The following is an 18,157-nucleotide window of genomic DNA, read 5'->3' as shown; positions in this document are numbered from 1 at the left end:
CCCGTCCTTCGTCAATCCGCGTTTAACCGGCCACGGCAGCAACCGAGTCGCGACCGCGCACCACTTTGCAGAACAGTGCACCCACCGCCATCAGGCAGATGAAGATGCCGCAGATTACCGCGTTGAACCAGACCATGGCGATCAGGCACACCACCGCCAGCACCAGCGCGATGCCCGGCACGATCGGGTAGCCCGGCGCCATGAACGTACGTTCGAGATTCGGCTCGCTGCGACGCAGCTTGAACAGGCTGAGCATGCTGATGATGTACATCACGATAGCGCCGAATACCGACATGGTGATCATCGCGGCGGTCAGGGTCATGCCTTGCAGGTTGACCAGGCCGTCGCTGAGGATCGCGGCGATACCGATCACGCCACCGGCGATGATCGCGCGGTGCGGGGTCTGGAAGCGCGACAGTTTGGCCAGGCTCGGCGGCAGGAAGCCCGCACGGGCCAGGGCGAAGAACTGGCGCGAGTAGCCCAGGATGATGCCGTGGAAGCTGGCGACCAGGCCGAACAGGCCGATCCACACCAGCATGTGCATCCAGTTGGAGTTGTTGCCGACCACGGTTTTCATCGCCTGCGGCAGCGGGTCGTTGATGTTCGACAGGGCGCGCCAGTCACCGACGCCGCCGGCGAAGATCATCACACCGATGGCCAGCGCCACCAGGGTCAGAATGCCTGCGATGTAGGCGCGAGGGATGGTGCGCTTCGGATCCTTGGCCTCTTCGGCGGCCATGGCCGCGCCTTCGATGGCGAGGAAGAACCAGATCGCGAACGGGATCGCCGCAAAAATACCGCTGACCGCCGGCAGGCTGAAGGTGTCGGAACCGGCCCAGCCACCCAGGACGAAATTGCTGAAGCTGAAGCCCGGCGCCACCACGCCCATAAACACCAGCAACTCGGCGACGGCCAGCACGGTGACCACCAGCTCGAAGGTGGCGGCGATGCTCACGCCGAGGATGTTCAGGGTCATGAACACGAAGTAAGCGCCGATGGCCGCGACCTGCGGATTAAGCGACGGGTACTGCACGTTGAGATAGGCGCCGATGGCCATGGCGATGGCCGGTGGCGCGAAGACGAATTCGATCAGTGTGGCCAGGCCGGCGATCATCCCGCCTGTAGGACCAAATGCACGCAAGCTGTAAGCAAACGGGCCACCGGCGTGAGGAATCGCCGTGGTGAGTTCGGTGTAGCTGAAGATGAAGCAGGTGTACATCACCGCCACCATCAGCGTGGTGACCAAAAAGCCCAGCGTACCCGCCGCGCCCCAGCCGTAACTCCAGCCGAAATATTCGCCGGAAATCACCAGGCCCACGGCCAGCCCCCACAGATGCAGGGTGCCCAGAGTCGGTTTGAGTTGTGTAACAGTCATGTGTGTTTACCCCGCAAGCCAGGTGACGGAATGTGTCTGCCAGCGAGAATAGCCACCGATTGCCGGCCAAGGCTTGACCGCAAGGCACGGGAGTTGTCCTGTGCGGTCAAGTTTTGCGACTGATTTTGCGGGGTGCGCCAAGGCGGCGCACGGATTGGGCTGCGTGCTTTATTGAGGGTCAAAAATGAGGTTGGCTGACACCGCGTTACCCATGGCGTTGGGTCGTGAAGTAGCAGGTCCAACGATATGCACTCAATCGCTCAGTCCGACACATGACCTGTGGGAGTGAGCTTGCTCGCGAAGGGGCCGGGACATCCAGCACCCCTTCAGCGCCTGAAATAAAGCTTTCGCGAGCAAGCTCGCTCCCACAGGTCTACAGGCGGTCATCCGCGACGAACACTGGGTAATCTGTAACAAGGTACGACATTTGCTTGAAAGAAATTCATACAGACCATGACGGCCGTTCATCACGATGTTTCAAACCCTGATCCCGACCCCGGCTTCCAGCACCACTGCCGCCAGCAATCGCGGCGTGCTGTCGGCTGCCGCCAATGGTCTGGACGGATTCATCGTGCAGCATGGCGGCGATCTGGACCGGGTGTTCGGCCGCTCCGGCATCGACCCCGAGCAACTGCTGCACCCGACCCTGAGCCTGCCGCTGCCCAATTACTGCAAGGTGCTGGAAGAAGCCGCGCGCCAGACCGGTTGCGACAATTTCGGCCTGCGCTACGGCCAGCAGTTTCAGCCTCAGGCCCTGGGCCTCTTGGGTTACATCGGCCTGTGCTCGGCCACCCTGGAAGAAGCCCTGATCAACTTCTCCCAGGCCTTTCCCTTTCATCAGCACAGCACGCTGATCGAGCTGGTGGATCAGGGCGAGTGTTACCGCTTTGATTATCAGGTGCGTCACGGCGCGATCAACGAACGCCGCCAGGACGCCGAACTGACCATGGGCATGGCGCTGAATCTGGTGCGTCATGTGCTGGGCCCGGACTGGGCGCCGCGTCAGGTGGCGTTCGAACACGCCCGCCCGCAGGACTGGCAGGAACACCGCGAAGCCTTTCATGCCGACGTGCTGTTCGGTCAGGGCTGCAACTCGCTGCTGGTGCCCAAGGCCGACATCATCGCCAAGGCGATGCCCGGCAGCGACCCGATCCTGCTGATGCTGATCAAGGACGCGATTCGCCAGCTGGGCGATACCGGCGGCGAACCCTTGCTGCTGGAGCGTGCCCGGCAATCGATCCTCGCCACCCTGCACCTGGGCGAACCGGTGCTCGACGAAGTCGCCCACCATCTGGGCCTGTCCGAATGGGCCCTGCAACGCAAACTGCGCGACCTGGGCCTGAGCTTCACCCAACTGGTGGACCAGATCCGCCAGGACTCGGCCATCGCCCATCTCAGACAAGGCCAGCTCAGCGTCACGCAACTGGCCTCCCTGCTCGGCTACTCGGAAACCAGCGCGTTTTCCCGGGCGTTCAAGCGCTGGTTCGGGGTCAGCCCGAAACAGTGGCGCGAGTAACCCATCTGCCCTGACTCTCCGCGATCCCTGTGGGAGCCGGCTTGCTGGCGAATGCGGTGTGCCATTCACCGTTGCAGCGTCTGACCCACCGCAATCGCCAGCAAGCCGGCTCCCACATTGATCTTCGGTGTTTCTGAAAGACCACTGGTCAGACCGGTAAGATCTTTTCAGCTCGCCTCTTGTTTCAAATCGTTTCCCGGGCCTAGACTGACCCCGCATTGGACATACCGGTAAGACCACAATAATTAAGTCCGACCGCAGGCTAACGCCCGGTCAGGACACCGACTAGAGATCCTGATCATGCTCAAATGGTGCTCCCGTTCGATTTTCCTTCAGGTTGTCATTGGTTTGATGCTCGGCATCATCTGCGGCCTGGCCCTTCCCGAATTCTCCTCGCAACTCAAACCCCTGGGTGACGGCTTCATCAAGCTGATCAAGATGCTGATCGGCGTGATCGTGTTCTGCGTGGTGGTCAGCGGCATCTCCGGCGCTGGCGACCTGAAAAAGGTCGGCCGCATCGGCCTCAAATCCGTGCTGTATTTCGAAGTGCTGACCACCATCGCGCTGGTCATCGGGCTGATCGTGGCCTACGGCACGGGGCTGGGCAACGGCGCCAACATCCATCTGGACCAGCTCTCCGTAGCGGACATGGGCGATCTCACCGAGCGCACCAAGCAGATCCACGGTGCGTCGACCTTTCTCATGGACCTGATTCCGACTTCGGTGATCGGCGCCTTTGCCGACAACAACATCCTTCAGGTGCTGCTGTTCGCCGTGCTGTTCGGCAGCGCGCTGAATCTGGTGGGTGAGTCGGCCAGCGGCATCTCGCGGCTGATCAACGAGCTGAGCCACGTGGTGTTTCGCATCATGGGCATGATCGTGCGCCTGGCACCGATCGGCGTGTTCGGCGCCATCGCCTTCACCACCAGCAAATACGGCGTGCAATCGCTGCAGCACCTGGGCAGCCTGGTGGCGCTGTTCTACCTGACCTGCTCGGCGTTCGTGCTGATCATTCTGGGCGGCGTGATGCGCGCTTCGGGGCTGAAGATCCTGCCGTTTCTCAAGTACCTGCGCGAAGAACTGCTGATCGTGCTCGGCACCGCCTCCTCCGACGCCGTGCTGCCACAAATCATGCGCAAACTGGAACACATGGGCATCGGCAGCTCCACCGTGGGCCTGGTGATTCCCACCGGCTATTCGTTCAACCTCGACGGGTTCTCGATCTACCTGACCCTGGCCATCGTCTTCATCGCCAATGCCACCGGCACGCCGCTGGCGCTGACCGACCTGTTGACGATCCTGCTGGTGTCGCTGATCACCTCCAAGGGTGCTCACGGCATCCCGGGTTCGGCGCTGGTGATTTTGGCCGCGACCCTGACTGCCGTGCCGGCGATTCCGGTGGTGGGCCTGGTGCTGGTGCTGGCCGTGGACTGGTTCATGGGCATCGGCCGGGCACTGACCAACCTGATCGGCAACTGCGTGGCCACCGTCGCCATCGCTCGCTGGGAACGCGACATCGACGTCAAACGGGCCAACAACGTCCTGGCCAGCAAACAGGGGTTTGCCTTTCAAACCAAGAAGAACCCCGCCCCACTCCACCAACAGGAATTCTGAAGCGTGCTCGCACGCTTCACTGACAGAGCAGGAACGACAGGATGATCAGTTCATCGACCGTGGTTAACGGCGTAGTCGAAAAATTGCGCGAGGCACTGGCCCGCGGGCAGTGGCGCTCCGGCGACATGCTGCCGGGCCAGCGCGAACTGGCCGAACAGCTGGGCATCAGCCGGCCGAGCCTGCGCGAAGCGGTGATCGTGCTGGAAACCCTGGGCCTGGTGCGCTCGATGCCGGGCAAGGGCGTAGTGGTGCTGGACGAACCTTCGGTGCAGTCCGTGGCGCCGGTGGTTGCCAGCGGCGTGGCAGACGCGACGCTGGCCGATGTCATGCAACTGCGTTACACGCTGGAGCCGTTCATTGTCAGCCTGTTGGCGCAGTCGATCAGCCAGAAGGAAATCGCCGAACTGCGCCTGACCCTGATGGACATGCGCGATGCGCTGGAGGATCAGGACAGCGAGTCGGGCAGCAACGCCTACATCGCCTTCCACGAGCAGTTGTTCGCCCTGACCTCGAATCCGATTTTCAGCAGCATGGTCCAGCAGACCAGCCAGGCCTTGAAGCAATGCGCGCCGACCCTGCGCAACACCCCGGAACACCTGGCCGCGCGGCTCAAGGAAACCGAAGCGCTGGTACGCGCGATCCGCAACAAGGACAGCGCCGGCGCCAGTGAGTTGATGCGCGAGCATATTCTTCAAGAAGGCCAGCGCATGGAGGTGGAGCTGGATATTCCGGGGCGGGGTTGAGGAGTCGACACGATCCCGCCTTTGATTCTGGCCGAAGGCCGTGGGAGCTTGGCTTGCCAGCGATCTGGCGCGTAGCGGCAGTAAACCCTGATCACTCGGTACGAATGACACTATTGAGTCGCCTGGTTTTGCTGCCGCTGCGCGCCAGATCGCAGGCAAGCCGGCTCCCACGGCCTTCGGCCAGAAGCGAGATCGTGGTTACCCCAGATCCCGCTCTTCGTCACGCCTGGCGCTGCAACTGCAACCGCTTCAACTGGCCCATGCTCAAAAACGCCAGCGCGCCCACCAGTGCATGCGCCGCCACCACGTACATCGCCCCGGAGAACGAGCCGGTGGACTGCACGATGTAGCCGATCACGATCGGGGTGAAGATGCCCGAGAAGTTACCGAACATGTTGAACAGCCCACCCGCCATGCCGGTGATTTCCTTGGGTGAGGTGTCCGACACCAGCGTCCAGTCCACCGCCACCACGCCCTTGCCGAAGATCGCCAGGGACATCAGCGCCGTTACCACCCACATCGACTCGGTGAAGTTGCAGAACACAAGCGTCGCGCCCATAGTCATGCCGCACACCAGCGGGATCTTGCGCGCCACCGACAGCGAGCAGCCCTTGCGGATCAGGAAGTCGCACACCGCACCGCCACACAAGGCGCCGAGCAGGCCGCAGATGCCGGGAATCGCGGCAATGGCGCCCGCTTCCATGATGTTCAACCCACGGCCCTTGACCAGGTACACCGGGAACCAGGTCAGGAAGAAATACTGCAGCGAGGTGTCGCAGTATTTGCCCAGGTAGATGGACCACATCATCGGGCTTTTCAGCAGCACCTTCAGGTCCGAGAAACGCGGCTGGAAACCGCCCTTGGCCTTGGGTTTGTCCAGGTCCACCTGCGCCCCGCCCTCACGCAAGTGCTCAAGCTCGGCGCTGTTGACCATGGGATGCTCGGTCGGTGGTTTGACCAGTTTGAACCAGACCAGGCTGACCAGAATGCCCAGCCCGCCCATGAACCAGTACACATGCTCCCAGCCATAGCGGTGCGCGATGAAACCCATCGCCGGCGCCAACAGCACCACCGACATGTACATCGAGGAATTGAAGATCACCGTGGCCAGGCCGCGCTCCTGCAACGGAAACCACGCCGCGACGATCCGGCTGTTGGCCGGGTACACCGGCGCCTCGATCAGCCCCAGCAAGAAGCGCAGCACGAACAGCGTGCCAATGGCCACCGGCACCGAGAAGAAGCCGATCATGCCCTGAGCGACAGTGATGGTTGACCAGAGAAACAGCGACAGGCCGTAGACCTTCACCGATCCGAATTTGTCGAGCAGCCAGCCACCGGGCAACTGACCGATCACGTAGGCCCAGGCGAACGCCGAAAACATGTAGCCCAGGGTGACGGAGTTGATGCCCAGCACCTCGGTCAGGGCGGCGCCGGTGATGGATAACGTGGCGCGGTCGCCCACGTTGATGGCGGTGACAATGAACAGCATCGCCAGAATGCCGTAGCGCACCCGGGTGCGCGTGGCGGTGGCGGCTATGGGCGCCGCCGAATGTGCAACATTGGAAGTTTCCACATGAAAGCCCTCATCTTGTTTTTATAGATCGGCCAGCAAGAGCGCCCCGTGCGAGGCGCTCCCGGTCATGTACAGACGCTTTGCTTTTTTTTGGGGGGGAGCGGTCAGGCGCGGGTGCCCACCTCGGCCACTTGCGCAGTCCACGCCTTGACCTGCTCGCTCAGCGACAGGCCCAGGCCCGGACGGGTCGGCACCAGCATGCGGCCGTTGCGGGTTTCCAGGCGCTCGTTGAACAGCGGCTCCATCCACTCGAAATGCTCGACCCACGGCTCGGTCGGATAGGCCGCGGCCAGGTGCACGTGCAACTCCATGGCAAAGTGCGGCGCCAGCATCAGCCCGGCCTGCTCGGCCATCGCCGCGACCTTCAGGTACGGGGTGATACCGCCGACCCGTGGCGCGTCGGGCATCAGGAAATCGGCGCCGCGCAATTTGATGAACTCGGCGTGCTCGGCCACGCTGGTGAGCATTTCACCGGTGGCAATCGGCGTGTCGAACTGCTGCGCCAGCGCGGCGTGGCCCTCGGCGTCGTAGCAGTCCAGCGGCTCCTCGATCCAGATCAGGTTGAATTCCTCGAAGCGGCGGCACATGCGCTGGGCAGTCGGGCGATCCCATTGCTGGTTGGCGTCGACCATCAGCGGGAAGTCATCGCCCAGGTGTTTACGCACGGTGGCGACGCGGTGCAGGTCGATCGCGCAATCCGGCTGGCCGACTTTCAGCTTGATGCCGCCGATGCCCTTCTCCCGGGACATGTCGGTGTTGTGCAGCAATTGCTCCAGCGGCGTGTGCAGGAAGCCGCCGGAGGTGTTGTAGCAGCGCACCGAATCCCGCTGAGCGCCCAACAGTCGCGCCACCGACAGGTTGGCGCGCTTGGCCTTGAGGTCCCACAGCGCCACGTCGAAGGCGCCGATCGCCTGGGTCGACAGGCCGCTGCGGCCCACCGAGGCACCGGCCCAGCACAGCTTGGTCCACAGCTTGGCGATGTCGCTGGGGTTTTCGCCGATCAGCGCCGGGGCGATTTCCTTGGCATGGGCGAACTGGCCCGGGCCGCCAGCACGCTTGGAGTAGCTGAAACCCAGGCCGCGATGGCCGTCTTTGGTTTCGATCTCGGCCACCAGAATGGCGATTTCGGTCATCGGCTTCTGCCGACCGGTCAGCACCTTGGCGTCGCTGATCGGGTTGGCCAGCGGCAGGAACACCGAGGAGACCTTGACCCAGGTGATCTGGTCGTTGTCGCCGGACAGGTTGTTTTCTTGTTGTACGAGCATGGATTCGCGCCCCTGATCTGTGTGCTGCATTCGAAATTGGAAGGCAATGATTGCGCAATCATCTAGACCGGTAAAAAAGGCAATCAGCCTGAAAAAGCCGATCACCATGGGCCGGATCTTACACTGATTGCGCAATCATTCAAGAGTACGTTTGTCGGCGAATCTGAAAAATCGGGGATCAGGTGCTGGCGCGATCGATCAGGGTAAAGCCGGTATCGACCCGCACGGCTGAGGCGCTGGTGCTGCGCTCGGCGAAGCGGTCGAGCAAGGCCTGAGCCACCTGCAGGCCGATGCGATTGCCGTCTACGCGCACGGTGGACAACGCCGGGTGCACCTGCGCGGCGCTGCTCAGGTCGCCAAAACCCATCACCGCCAGATCCTCGGGCACGCGCAAGCCACGGCTCGCCGCCTCGGCCAGCACACCCTGGGCGACGGTGTCGGAACTGCACACCACCACATCGGTGGTCACGCCGCTATCGAGCAACCCGGCCAGCCCTTCCCTGCCCACCTGCAGCGTGGCCGGTGGCGCGAGAATCTGCATCGGCACGTCATCGACGCCGTGCTTTTTCAGCTCCGCCGTCAGCGCGTTCAGGCGGCGCAGACCACGAGGGTCGCCGATGGCCACGATGGAAAAACGCTTGTAGCCCTTGCCCAGCAAATGCCGCGCGGTATCGATGCCGACCTGCTCGTGGGAGAACCCCACCAGCATGTCGATCGGGTCTTCACTCAAGTCCCACGCCTCGACCACCGGAATTCCCGCCTGGGCCAGCCGCACCCGGCTGGACTCAGTGTGCAGGGTACCAGTCAGCACGATGCCGTCCGGGCGTCGCCCGAGCACCGCTTCGAGGAGTTTTTCTTCCTGCTCGGCGTCGTAGCCGGTCAGGCCGAGCAGCGTCTGGTAGCCGGCCTGGGTCAGCCGGTCCATCAGGGCCTGCACCGTGTCGGCGAAGATCGAGTTGGCGATGGTCGGCAGAAAGATCGCCACCAGCCGGCTCTTATTGCTCGCCAGGCTGCCCGCCAGCATGTTGGGCACGTAACCGGTCTTGCGCACCGCCTCGCGCACCTTCTCCCGCGTCTCCTCGGTGACCAGATCGGGCCGGTTCAACGCCCGCGACACCGTCATGGGCGACACGCCCGCCACTTTGGACACATCGATCAAGGTAAGACTCGACGCCTTCTTCGGCACCGTCGACGACTCGTGCCCGGCAGGCTTGCCTGGTTTTTTCGGCATGAAGAATTCCGCTTCCAACCCATGAAAAACGCCGCCGCCCAAAGGTGAGCGGCGCAGGAGGGGAATTTAACAAAGCTTGGGGGGACAAGCACTGGAATATGCGGAGGTGCAAGGGCTGCCGGCGACAGCGACCTCAAGAACGCCTCGCCGGCAAGCCGTGCTGCTACGGGGGCGGGGTATGTCACGCAATCTATAAGCACCACAGCCCGACGTAGCAGCAAGGCTTGCCGGCGGGGCGTCTTCGAAATCGCCGCTGCCAGCCAGCCGAACCGTCGCGCTGCATCAGCCTCACGCCAACCGGCCAATCGCCGTGTGCTCGGACCCGCCCTCGGCCACGGTCTGGCCGTGGTTCTGAAGCCACATGCCCAGCGGGGTCTGGTCGGAGCCGTTTTCGGCGACTTTCGGCGCCAGCTGGAAGCACTGGCCCTGGTCGGCGCAGGCTTTTTGGGTGGCGGCGCCGGCGTCGATGGCGATGCCTGCCAGGGTGAAGCCGATGGCGGTAAGGGCGATTTTCAAGCGTTTCATGGCGTATTCCTCGATTCGTGGGTAAACGGGGCTTTAATCAGCAATCAGTTGTCGTTGTCGCAGCTCTGGGCGACGGACAGGTAGTTCAGGGTCTGCTTCTGGCCGTGGGAGTCGACGTACTTGAGGTGGCTGCCGACCACGCCGCAGGCGGGGCTTGAGTCCGAGTCGGAAGACAGGCTGCGGGCGATGTCCAGGTGCTCGCCGTACATGAAGTTGTGCGCTGGCACGTTGTCCTGGGCCTGGGCCGACAGGCCAGCGAGGCTGAGGACGGAAAATACGGCGGCGATAGTCAGGTTTTTCACGTTCATGTTCGTCTCCGGGTATTCAAGGGTTTTCAGTAAGGGGTTCGAGGCGCTGTGTTTGCGTTGTCTCGATGGGTCCCATTGAACGCCCGGCAGGTATCCCGGATGTGTCGCCAAACGCTGGAAAGTAATCACTAAGTGTCATAGCGCCGTCTGGATACACAACGATACATTTGCGCTGGAAAAATCCGTTTTTGCATCCGGATGTAAGCATTCAGGTGCCAGATACAGTGCAATACAAAGGGTGGCAGGCAAGCCGCGCGCGGCTCGTTAAGATGCGCCACAGGTCAATGAATACGGGGAGTTGAGCAATGGAGCACGTGGACCACATTCTGATCGTCGATGACGATCGCGAGATCCGGGAACTGGTGGGCAACTACCTGAAGAAGAACGGGCTGCGCTCGACGGTGGTCGCCGATGGCCGGCAGATGCGTGCCTTTCTCGAATCCAATCAGGTCGACCTGATCGTGCTGGACATCATGATGCCCGGCGACGACGGTCTGCAGCTGTGTCGCGAACTGCGCACCGGCAAGCACAAGACCACCCCGGTGCTGATGCTCACCGCCCGCAGCGACGAAACCGACCGCATTATCGGCCTGGAAATGGGCGCCGACGATTACTTGGTCAAACCTTTCGCCGCCCGCGAACTGCTGGCGCGGATCAACTCGGTGCTGCGCCGCACGCGGATGTTGCCGCCCAACCTGATCGTCACCGAAGCCGGGCGTCTGCTGGCGTTCGGCAAATGGAAACTGGACACCACCGCCCGCCACCTGCTGGACGCCGAAGGCACCGTGGTCGCCTTGAGTGGCGCCGAATACCGCCTGCTGCGTACCTTCGTCGATCACCCGCAGCGTGTGCTCAGCCGCGATCAGTTGCTGAACCTGACCCAGGGCCGCGACGCCGACCTCTTCGACCGCTCCATCGACCTGCTGGTCAGCCGCCTACGCCAGCGCCTGGGCGACGATGCACGGGATCCGGCCTATATCAAGACCGTGCGCAGTGAAGGCTATGTGTTCACCTACGCCGTGGAAATTCTCGGGGACGCGGTATGAAATTTCGCTTCGGCTGGCCGCGCACCCTGGCCTCGCGGCTGTCGCTGATTTTTCTGATCAGCCTGGCGCTGGCCCATGGCATGTCGTTCGGCTTGCAGTTCTACGAGCGCTACCAGAGCGCGATGACCCTGATGCTGGGCAACCTGGAACAGGACCTGAGCACCACCATCGCCGTGCTCGAACGCCTGCCCGCCGACGAGCGCGCCGCCTGGCTGCCGCGTTTCGCCCATCCCAACTACATGTACATGCTCGGCACCGGCAAGACCGGCCCGGCGATGGACATGAGCAAGGTGCCGGTGTCGGTAAAGTCGATGCAGGCCACGCTGGGCAACGACTACGCCCTGAGCTTCAACAATATCAATGACAGCCGCCCGCACTATCAGGCACACCTGACGCTCAAGGACGGCACGCCGCTGACCATCGACGTGCGTCCGTCGATCACCCCGCTGTCGCCGTGGTTGCCGCTGCTGTTGATCATGCAACTGGTGCTGTTGGGCGTGTGCACCTGGCTTGCGGTACGCACGGCGATTCGTCCGCTGACCCGGCTGTCCGAGGCGGTGGACAACCTGGACCCCAATGGCGACGGCATTCGCCTGGACGAAACTGGCCCCACCGAAGTGGCCTATGCCGCCGTGGCGTTCAACACCATGCAGCAGCGCATCGCCAATTACGTGAAGGAGCGCATGCAGTTGCTGGCGGCGATTTCCCACGACCTGCAAACCCCGATCACCCGCATGAAACTGCGCGCCGAATTCATGGACGAGGGCATCGAGAAAGAGAAGCTGTGGAGCGATCTGTCCGAGATGCAGCATCTGGTGCAGGAAGGCGTGGCCTACGCCCGCAGCATGGACACCTCCACTGAGGCCAGCCGCCGGGTGGATCTGGATTCGTTCCTCGACAGCCTGATGTTCGACTATCAGGACATGAACAAGCAGGTGGAGCTGTGCGGCAAGACCGGCGCGGTGATCCAGACCCGCCCTCATGCCTTGCGCCGGGTGCTGGTGAACCTCACCGACAACGCCCTGAAATTCGCCGGTGCGGCCGAGATCAAGGTGCAGGTCAATGCCGACCAGAGCCTGGCCGTGCAGGTGCTCGACCGCGGGCCGGGGATTGCCGAGGCGGAGTTGCCGGAAGTGCTCAAGCCCTTCTACCGCGTGGAAAGCTCGCGCAACCGCGACACCGGCGGCACCGGCTTGGGCCTTGCGATTTCCCAGCAACTGGCCCACGCCCTGGGCGGCTCACTGAGCTTGTCCAACCGCGAGGGCGGCGGGTTGTGTGCGCAGTTGAGTTTGCCGGCGGCGGTGAAATAGAAAGTTGCGTAAACCTCACCCGTAGCAGCACGGCTTGCCGGCGGGAGCGATATGACTGTGACGAATATGTTGCCTGACACACCGCTCCCGCCGGCAAGCCGTGCTGCTACGGGGCGGGGTGTCATTCAGAACATCAGAACTCCAGCTTCGCCCGCGCCACCAGTTGCCGTGGCTCGCCGATGGAAATGGCCGGTGAACCCAGGCCGCTGGCCGAGGTGTAGTACTTCTCGTCGAACATGTTCTTCAAGTTCAGTTGCAGCGTCAGGTCGCGCTCGTCGAGCTTCATCTTGTAGGCCACGAACGCATCGGCCACCTTCGACGACGGCAGGTAGTACTCGGTCCCGGAACCGTCGTTCACGCCCCAACGGCTGGCAAAGCGCGCACCGGCGCCGGCCCGCAGATCACCGATGCCGACATGGCCGAAGTCGCGGGTCAGGTACACAGCGCCGGTATGCTTGGACACGCCATCGAGCGGCTCGCCCTTGAGCACCGGGTCTTCCAGCACCTTGGTGTCGGTGTAGGCGTAGCTGGCGGTGATGCTCCAGAACGCGTCCAGTTGCCCGGTGATGTCCGCTTCAAGCCCACGCGAACGCACCTCGCCCGATACCCGCGTGCAGGTTTCGCTGCCATTCACGCCGCAAGGCTCGCTGGTCTGCACGTTCTGCTTGTTGATGTTGAACAGCGCCACGGTGGCGGTGATCGCATCGTTCTGGAACTTGGTACCGATCTCGTAGGCCTTGCCCTCCTCCGGCGGCAAGTCGCCAATCGGCGAGGCAATCGAGGTGTTGGGGCGGAACGACTCGGTGTAGCTGCCGTACACCGACCAGTCCGGCTGAATCAGGTAGACCAGCCCGACCCGCGGCACCACCTTGCTGTCCTTCACATCGGCGCCGACCACGAACGGCCGGCCCTTGCCGGTCATCTCGTCAAAGGCGTCGTAACGCAGGCCCGCCTGGAAAATCCATTGATCGTTCAGATGAATGGCGTCCTGCACGAAGAACGCATGGGTGCGTAGGTGGTCGGTCTGGTCGCTGTTGGCAGCGCTGACTGTGCTCGGCTGCTGGGTGACGCCGTACACCGGGTTGTTGTAGTTGAAATCGGTGCGGTTGGCGCTGCGATACAGGTCGCCCAGTTCGCGGTAGTTCTTCATGTAATCGGCGCCGAACAGCACCTCGTGGCGCACATCGCCCCAGTACAGGTTGCCGAGCATGTTCACAGTGGCGGTGTGTGCGTACTGCACGGCATCGCGGGTGGCATCGCCACGGCGGGTGACGGCGCCAGTGTTGTAGTTGGCCGAGATGAAGCGGGACTGATAGTCGTTGTAGTAGTTGCGGCTGTAGGCGTAACCGGTGCGCAGGGTCCAGGTGTCGTTCAGGCGATGGTCCATGCGCAGGTCCAGCGAATCGGAACGCCCGGTGGTGACGTTGAACGGCTCGTCCAGACGGCGATTGCGTGGGATGTCGAGCACCTTGCCGGTCTTGGTGTTGATCTGTGTGCCACGGTCGAACGGCACCGAGTATTCCATGTGCTCGTAGGCCACCGAAACGGTGGTGTCGTCGCCGTACCAGGCCAGCGACGGCGCGATTACCGACTGGTCGATGCTGCCGAAATTGCGCCAGTAGTCGTAGTTCTGCTTGTCGGCGATGAAGCGGTAGGCCAGGCCGTTGCTGCCGATCGGGCCGGTCAGGTCGATCTGCTCGCCGCCGCCGCCGAAGCTGCTGCCGAACACCGAAATCGAACGGGCGTCGACCAGTTGCGGTTTCTTGGTCACCACGTTGATCACCCCGCCCGGGTCCTGCACGCCATAGAGCATCGAGGCCGGGCCTTTGAGCACTTCGATGCGCTCGATGGTCGGGGTGAAATTGCGCGCCTGCACCGACTGCATACCGTCGCGCATGATCGAGTTGTCGCGGTTGGTGCCAAAGCCACGCTTCTGAATCGCATCCTGGGTGCCGCCCAGGGTGTTGCCCTGCTTGACCCCGCTGACTGCGTTGATCGCTTCATCCAGACTGGTCGGCTGGCGGTCTTCGATGACCCGGTTGGTGACCACGTTGACCGTCTGCGGCACTTCCACCAGCGGCGTTTCGGTGCGGGTGGCGACCGAGGCCTTGCGCGCCTGATAACTGGTGCGGCTGTGCTCGGTTTCGCTGACTTCGCGCTGGGAGGTGGCGTCGATATTGGTGGCGTCCAGTTGCATCTCTTCAGCGAGCGCTAATGGGCTTGCGCCCAGCGAACACCACAGCGCGGTGGCCGAACAGACGCTCAGCAAGGAGGCGGGACGTGAAGCGAAACGGGCGAAGGAACCGGTCATGGGTGGTAAATCCTGGGGTGTCGAGTGGTGGTGGCGTTCGCTGAAAACGAATCTGATTCTCACTACACGGATGCCGCGGGGATTTACCTCACCTCTTTTCTGAAAAATTTTCCGTTTCGCGCACAACCCGTAGCAGCACGGCTTGCCGGCGGGAGCGATATGTCTGTGACGACGATATTGCCTGACACAACGCTCCCGCCGGCAAGCCGTGCTGCTACGGGATTTGCGGTGACTTCATGATCTAGTTCAAAGTGCCATCAATCCGGTTTTGCTGAAACAAGCTGTATCATTCGCCGCGCCTCACCCTCCTCCTACGTAGCGAAATCAAGGATTGTTCATGCGTACCCGCTCCCTGACGCCTCTTGCATTGATCATCGGCGCGACGCTTTCTGGCCAGGTTCAGGCCAGCGGTGACGACTCCTGCTACCCCACGTGGTCGCTGCTGCGCGACTCGCTGGATGTCTGCAACAACCTGGCTTTCCTGACACCCGGCAATGACAGCCGGGTCAACCTGCGATTGCTGCTGGCCGACCGCAAGGCGCTGGAAATCAAACCCGCTGCGCTGACCGAGGACGAACTGTCCGAAGGTTTCGGCCCCGTGCCGTTCCCGGTGGCGCGGCTGGACATTGCCGAGATTGAGGGTGACGAGAGCGAGGAATCGGGCAAGGCGGCGCTGAGCGATCTGCTGGAAAAACTCGGCATCAAGCGCGATTCCACCGACAGCGCGGGCCAGGCCTTTCTGCAAGGCGAAGGCAGCCGCTGCCGCAGCAACCGCGATGATAGCGCCGCGCAGTTTGTCGGCCAGTTGCTGGGCAGCGCCACCCTCCCCGACGCCGAGCGCAAGAGCCTGGCGCGTAGCCGCGTACAATTGCTCGACGCCTGTACCTGGGAAGGCGAGAAACTGACCGCGCTGCTGCCCACCGACATCCAGTCGGCCGAGGGCCAGGGCTTTCTCACCTACCTCAAAGCCGCCACGGATTTCTACAGCGGCCGTTTCGCCGACGCCGAAAAAGGCTTTGCCAGCCTGAGCGACAGCGCCCAGCCGTGGCTCAAGGAAATCTCGCTGTATATGGTCGCCCGCACCCTGCTCAACGACGCCCAGCAGAACGCGTTCGACGAGTACGGTACGCGCAAGGACGACCTTGATCCGGCGCCCTACGCCAACGTCGCACAGGCCTTCGAGCAGTATCTGAACGCCTACCCGAAAGGCACCTACGCCGTGTCCGCCAAGGGCCTGCTGCGCCGCGTGCACTGGCTGGCGGGCGAAAGCGACAAACTGGCGGGCGACTACGTCTGGCAATTGACTCAGGCCGACGACCAGCAGCGCAATGGGTCGATGGATGCGCTGATTCAGGAAGTCGACAACAAGCTGCTGATCACTTCGTCTGGCAACCTCGCCACCCCGCTGCTGACCGCGACCAACGACCTGATGCTGATGCGTCCGGACGGCTCGGCGAAGCTGACCCGCGAGCAATTGCTGGCGCAGAAGGACGTGTTCGCCGAGCAACCCGCGCTGTTCGATTACCTGCAGGCGGTGTTCGCCTTTTACATCGAGCACAATCCCGGCGAGGCGCTGAAGTCGCTGCCCAAGGACGTCCCCGCAAGCCTTGATTACTTCAGCTTCAGCCAGCAGACCCTGCGCGGCCTGGCGCTGGAAGCGAGCAACGACTTGCCGGGCGCCCAGGCGCTGTGGCTGAAACTTTTGCCGCAGGCGAAGCAGCCGCTGCAACGGGAGCAACTGGAACTGGCGCTGGCCATCAACTATGAGCACAGCGGCCAGCTCGCCAAGGTGTTCGCCGCCGACTCACCCGTTCAGTCAGCGCAAGTGCGGCTGATTCTGCTGGGCAAGCTGGCCGGCCGCGAGTTGTTGCAGCAGCAGATCACCCAGGGCATCAGCGCCAGCGAGAAGGCTACTGCGCAGTTCGTGTTGCTGTACAAGGACCTGCTGCGCGGCCAGTACGCCGACTTCGCCGAGGACCTCAAGGCGCTGCCGCAAAAGCCTGCCGACGACAAGCTCGGCACCAGCCTGGGCTATGTCTATGGCGCGGGCCAGAGCCTGCAGTTGTTCCGCTGGAACGGCGACAAGGCTGAGTCCAGTTACAGCTGTCCGAGCATCGCCGACACCGCCGCAGCCTTGCAGGCCAACGGCAAGGACCCAAAAGGCCTGAACTGCCTGGGCGAATTCATTCTGCGCAACGGTCTGGACAGCATGCCGCTGGATCAACGCCCGGCTTCGCCACAACTGGCCAGCAGCGAACCGGGTTTCAAGGGTGAGGTGTTCTCCCGTCTGGACGGCTATCAGAGCGTGATCGCCAACAACGCCGCCCCCCGCGACGACAAGGCCTACGCGCTGTACCGCGCGATCAACTGCTATGCGCCGTCGGGCTACAACAGTTGCGGCGGCAAGGACGTGGCGCCGTCGGTACGCAAGGGCTGGTTCAGGCAGCTCAAGAGCACCTACGCCCAGACGTCGTGGGGCAAGTCGCTGCAGTATTACTGGTAGTGAATACGCCGTTGCGCTTGGCAATGAAAACACGGCTGTGTGCGCTGTTGATCGCCTGGCTCGGCGTGAGTCCGGCTTGGGCGGGAGTGGATGCGCGGGATCACGACGCATTCTGGCTGTGGAGCGGCGTGGCCTCGCAGCCGGTGCTGGAGCAGGCCAAAACCCTGTATGTGTTGCAGGGCCAGATCTTCGCCCCGCGCCGCGACCGCCAGCGGGTGGATTTCATCGCACAGGGCATGAGCGTCAGTCGCCTGCAGCAACAGGAGCTTTGGATCGTCTACCGCGCCCATACCCTGCGCTGGCCGGAGTCGGTCTACCGCCAGATGCTGGGGCAGGTTTCGCGCTGGCAACAGGCGGGCAATGCGGTCGCCGGCGTGCAGATCGACTTCGACGCCCGCACCCGCTACCTGCAGGATTACGTGACCTTCCTCAAAGACCTGCGCCAGCGCCTGCCCGCCCGCTACAAGCTGAGCATCACCGGGCTCATGGACTGGAGCAGCAACGCCGATCCGCAGGCCATCGGCCAGTTGCGCGGCGTGGTGGATGAAGTGGTCGTGCAGACCTACCAGGGCCGCCACAGCATCCCCGACTACGCCGCCTACCTGCCACGCATGAGCCGCCTGGGGCTGCCGTTCAAGGTGGGGCTGATTCAGGGCGGGGACTGGAATGCGCCGGATTTTCTGCAGCACAGCCCATGGTTTCGCGGGTATGTGGTGTTTTTGCAGAATCGAAAATGAATAGCGCAAGCGTGCGAGCTTCACACCTGTGGGAGCCGGCTTGCTGGCGAATGCGGTGTGTCATTCAACCTTTTGATGTCTGACACACTGCATTCGCCAG

At 62.8% G+C, this 18,157-nt stretch carries 14 protein-coding genes; 7 read left to right on the top strand and 7 right to left on the bottom strand.

Annotation, left to right across the window (positions count from 1 at the left end; all coding sequences use genetic code 11):
• Positions 1-22 precede the first annotated feature (22 nt).
• Positions 23-1,375 (bottom strand): ethanolamine permease, encoded by a 1,353-nt coding sequence (gene eat, locus AC1MEK_RS12190; protein WP_480396535.1) that lies wholly within the window; start codon positions 1,373-1,375, stop codon positions 23-25.
• 472 nt (positions 1,376-1,847) lie between these two features.
• On the opposite strand from eat, the gene qhpR reads away from it, so the two are divergent.
• The 3 genes from qhpR (at position 1,848) to AC1MEK_RS12175 (ending at position 5,248) form a co-directional block, all read left to right on the top strand.
• The gene (qhpR, locus tag AC1MEK_RS12185) at positions 1,848-2,891 is read left to right on the top strand and encodes an AraC-like transcriptional regulator QhpR (RefSeq protein ID WP_480396534.1); all 1,044 of its coding nucleotides are present in this window, start codon (positions 1,848-1,850) and stop codon (positions 2,889-2,891) included.
• Positions 2,892-3,191: 300 nt separating this feature from the next.
• On the top strand, positions 3,192-4,505 hold the full coding sequence (locus AC1MEK_RS12180; RefSeq protein ID WP_480396533.1) for a C4-dicarboxylate transporter DctA: 1,314 nt from the start codon (positions 3,192-3,194) through the stop codon (positions 4,503-4,505).
• Between the two features lie 41 nt (positions 4,506-4,546).
• Complete coding sequence (locus tag AC1MEK_RS12175) at positions 4,547-5,248, top strand: FadR/GntR family transcriptional regulator (protein WP_480396532.1); 702 nt, start codon at positions 4,547-4,549, stop codon at positions 5,246-5,248.
• A gap of 220 nt (positions 5,249-5,468) precedes the next feature.
• Here the strand turns inward: AC1MEK_RS12175 and AC1MEK_RS12170 are convergent, their stop codons facing one another.
• From AC1MEK_RS12170 to AC1MEK_RS12150, 5 genes are all read right to left on the bottom strand, one after another.
• Positions 5,469-6,737, bottom strand: a complete 1,269-nt coding sequence (locus AC1MEK_RS12170; RefSeq protein WP_480396714.1) for an MFS transporter — start codon at positions 6,735-6,737, stop codon at positions 5,469-5,471.
• Positions 6,738-6,925: 188 nt separating this feature from the next.
• Positions 6,926-8,086, bottom strand: a complete 1,161-nt coding sequence (locus AC1MEK_RS12165) for an L-talarate/galactarate dehydratase (protein WP_480396531.1) — start codon at positions 8,084-8,086, stop codon at positions 6,926-6,928.
• A gap of 178 nt (positions 8,087-8,264) precedes the next feature.
• Positions 8,265-9,317 (bottom strand): LacI family DNA-binding transcriptional regulator, encoded by a 1,053-nt coding sequence (locus AC1MEK_RS12160; protein ID WP_480396530.1) that lies wholly within the window; start codon positions 9,315-9,317, stop codon positions 8,265-8,267.
• A 288-nt stretch (positions 9,318-9,605) separates the two neighbouring features.
• Positions 9,606-9,842 (bottom strand): hypothetical protein, encoded by a 237-nt coding sequence (locus tag AC1MEK_RS12155; RefSeq protein WP_480396529.1) that lies wholly within the window; start codon positions 9,840-9,842, stop codon positions 9,606-9,608.
• A gap of 44 nt (positions 9,843-9,886) precedes the next feature.
• The gene (locus tag AC1MEK_RS12150; RefSeq protein WP_480396528.1) at positions 9,887-10,150 is read right to left on the bottom strand and encodes a DUF2790 domain-containing protein; all 264 of its coding nucleotides are present in this window, start codon (positions 10,148-10,150) and stop codon (positions 9,887-9,889) included.
• A gap of 305 nt (positions 10,151-10,455) precedes the next feature.
• On the opposite strand from AC1MEK_RS12150, the gene AC1MEK_RS12145 reads away from it, so the two are divergent.
• The gene (locus AC1MEK_RS12145) at positions 10,456-11,196 is read left to right on the top strand and encodes a response regulator (protein ID WP_480396527.1); all 741 of its coding nucleotides are present in this window, start codon (positions 10,456-10,458) and stop codon (positions 11,194-11,196) included.
• Positions 11,193-12,506 (top strand): sensor histidine kinase, encoded by a 1,314-nt coding sequence (locus AC1MEK_RS12140; RefSeq protein WP_480396526.1) that lies wholly within the window; start codon positions 11,193-11,195, stop codon positions 12,504-12,506. Before AC1MEK_RS12145 ends, AC1MEK_RS12140 begins: the two co-directional genes overlap by 4 nt.
• A gap of 133 nt (positions 12,507-12,639) precedes the next feature.
• Here the strand turns inward: AC1MEK_RS12140 and AC1MEK_RS12135 are convergent, their stop codons facing one another.
• Entirely contained in the window at positions 12,640-14,775 is a 2,136-nt protein-coding gene (locus tag AC1MEK_RS12135) for a TonB-dependent siderophore receptor (RefSeq protein WP_480396713.1), read from the bottom strand.
• A gap of 379 nt (positions 14,776-15,154) precedes the next feature.
• Between AC1MEK_RS12135 and AC1MEK_RS12130 the strand changes: the two genes are divergently transcribed.
• Both AC1MEK_RS12130 and AC1MEK_RS12125 read left to right on the top strand, forming a co-directional pair.
• Positions 15,155-17,320, top strand: a complete 2,166-nt coding sequence (locus tag AC1MEK_RS12130) for a PA5441 family protein (RefSeq protein ID WP_480396525.1) — start codon at positions 15,155-15,157, stop codon at positions 17,318-17,320.
• Positions 17,321-17,343: 23 nt separating this feature from the next.
• Entirely contained in the window at positions 17,344-18,057 is a 714-nt protein-coding gene (locus tag AC1MEK_RS12125; protein ID WP_480396524.1) for a DUF3142 domain-containing protein, read from the top strand.
• Positions 18,058-18,157: the final 100 nt, after the last annotated feature.

The organism is Pseudomonas sp. 2, assembly GCF_056627435.1.
Note: the sequence above shows the minus strand (reverse complement) of the source record. Positions and strands in the feature narration are given on the sequence as shown.